This window comes from Aeromonas sp. 600774 (assembly GCF_049175075.1).
Lineage (GTDB): Bacteria > Pseudomonadota > Gammaproteobacteria > Enterobacterales > Aeromonadaceae > Aeromonas > Aeromonas veronii_A.
Genome location: NZ_JAAKUJ010000028.1, coordinates 1 through 2,858, shown reverse-complemented (window position 1 = coordinate 2,858; position 2,858 = coordinate 1). Strand labels below are relative to the sequence as shown.

Annotated in this window: 1 rRNA gene; it reads right to left on the bottom strand. The window is 53.5% G+C overall.

Going from position 1 to position 2,858, the window contains the following annotated elements:
- Window positions 1-2,824, bottom strand: a 23S ribosomal RNA gene (locus tag G5171_RS20210); the annotation flags it as partial.
- Window positions 2,825-2,858: the final 34 nt, after the last annotated feature.

Here is a 2,858-nt window from a genome sequence, read left to right as displayed (position 1 = left end):
CCTATCAACGTTGTGGTCTCCAACGGCCCTTTAGGACCCTCAAGGGGTCAGGGATGACTCATCTCAGGGCTCGCTTCCCGCTTAGATGCTTTCAGCGGTTATCGATTCCGAACTTAGCTACCGGGCAGTGCCACTGGCGTGACAACCCGAACACCAGAGGTTCGTTCACTCCGGTCCTCTCGTACTAGGAGCAACTCCCTTCAATCATCCAACGCCCACGGCAGATAGGGACCGAACTGTCTCACGACGTTCTGAACCCAGCTCGCGTACCACTTTAAATGGCGAACAGCCATACCCTTGGGACCGACTTCAGCCCCAGGATGTGATGAGCCGACATCGAGGTGCCAAACACCGCCGTCGATATGAACTCTTGGGCGGTATCAGCCTGTTATCCCCGGAGTACCTTTTATCCGTTGAGCGATGGCCCTTCCATTCAGAACCACCGGATCACTATGACCTACTTTCGTACCTGCTCGACCTGTCCGTCTCGCAGTTAAGCTGGCTTATGCCATTGCACTAACCTCCTGATGTCCGACCAGGATTAGCCAACCTTCGTGCTCCTCCGTTACTCTTTGGGAGGAGACCGCCCCAGTCAAACTACCCACCAGGCACTGTCCGCGAGCCCGATTCAGGGCCCTGCGTTAGAACATCAAACATACAAGGGTGGTATTTCAAGGACGGCTCCAGCGCAACTGGCGTCACGCCTTCAAAGCCTCCCACCTATCCTACACATGTAGGTTCAATGTTCAGTGCCAAGCTGTAGTAAAGGTTCACGGGGTCTTTCCGTCTAGCCGCGGGTACACCGCATCTTCACGGCGAATTCGATTTCACTGAGTCTCGGGTGGAGACAGCATGGCCATGGTTACACCATTCGTGCAGGTCGGAACTTACCCGACAAGGAATTTCGCTACCTTAGGACCGTTATAGTTACGGCCGCCGTTTACCGGGGCTTCGATCAAGAGCTTCGCTTGCGCTAACCCCATCAATTAACCTTCCGGCACCGGGCAGGTGTCACACCCTATACGTCCACTTTCGTGTTTGCAGAGTGCTGTGTTTTTGATAAACAGTCCCAGCCATCTGGTCACTGCGACTCCCGACAGCTCCATCCGCAAGGGACTTCACCATCAAGAGCGAACCTTCTCCCGAAGTTACGGTTCTATTTTGCCTAGTTCCTTCACCCGAGTTCTCTCAAGCGCCTTGGTATTCTCTACCCGACCACCTGTGTCGGTTTGGGGTACGATGACTTGTAATCTGAAGCTTAGAGGCTTTTCCTGGAAGCAGGGCATCAATGGCTTCCGCACCGTAGTGCGTTCGTCTCGTGTCTCAGTGTTGTGTCTCCGGATTTGCCTAGAAACACCACCTACGCACTTTCACCAGGACAACCGTCGCCTGGCCCACCTAGCCTTCTCCGTCCCCCCATCGCAATTACAAGTCGTGCAGGAATATTAACCTGCTTCCCATCGACTACGCCTTTCGGCCTCGCCTTAGGGGTCGACTCACCCTGCCCCGATTAACGTTGGACAGGAACCCTTGGTCTTCCGGCGAGGAGGCTTTTCACCCCCTTTATCGTTACTTACGTCAGCATTCGCACTTCTGATATCTCCAGCATACCTCTCGATACACCTTCGCAGACTTACAGAACGCTCCCCTACCACTCACGCTTAGCGTGAATCCGCGGCTTCGGTGCCTGGTTTGAGCCCCGTTACATCTTCCGCGCAGGCCGACTCGACTAGTGAGCTATTACGCTTTCTTTAAATGATGGCTGCTTCTAAGCCAACATCCTAGCTGTCTGAGCCTTCCCACATCGTTTCCCACTTAACCAGAACTTTGGGACCTTAGCCGGCGGTCTGGGTTGTTTCCCTCTTCACGACGGACGTTAGCACCCGCCGTGTGTCTCCCGGATATTACTTACTGGTATTCGGAGTTTGCATGGGGTTGGTAAGTCGGGATGACCCCCTAGCCCAAACAGTGCTCTACCCCCAGTAGTATTCGTCCGAGGCGCTACCTAAATAGCTTTCGGGGAGAACCAGCTATCTCCGAGTTTGATTGGCCTTTCACCCCCAGCCACAGGTCATCCCCTAACTTTGCAACGTTAGTGGGTTCGGTCCTCCAGTTGATGTTACTCAACCTTCAACCTGCCCATGGCTAGATCACCCGGTTTCGGGTCTACACCTTGCAACTAGACGCCCAGTTAAGACTCGGTTTCCCTACGGCTCCCCTATACGGTTAACCTCGCTACAAAATGTAAGTCGCTGACCCATTATACAAAAGGTACGCAGTCACCCCGAAGGGCTCCCACTGCTTGTACGTACACGGTTTCAGGTTCTATTTCACTCCCCTCACAGGGGTTCTTTTCGCCTTTCCCTCACGGTACTGGTTCACTATCGGTCAGTCAGGAGTATTTAGCCTTGGAGGATGGTCCCCCCATATTCAGACAGGATGTCACGTGTCCCGCCCTACTCGATTTCACATCAAGGTTGTTTTCGTGTACGGGGCTATCACCCTGTATCGCCGGCCTTTCCAGGACCGTTCCACTAACTTCCAAGATGCTTAAGGGCTAATCCCCGTTCGCTCGCCGCTACTGAGGGAATCTCGGTTGATTTCTTTTCCTCGGGGTACTTAGATGTTTCAGTTCTCCCGGTTCGCCTCTGTTACCTATGTATTCAGTAACAGATACCCGAGTTATCTCGGGTGGGTTTCCCCATTCGGAAATCTGTGAGTAATAGCGTCTCTTACCGACTTCTCACAGCTTATCGCAGGTTAGTACGTCCTTCATCGCCTCTGACTGCCAAGGCATCCACCATGTACGCTTAGTCACTTAACCATACAACCCCAAGAAGTGTCGGTGAAACCGGCAC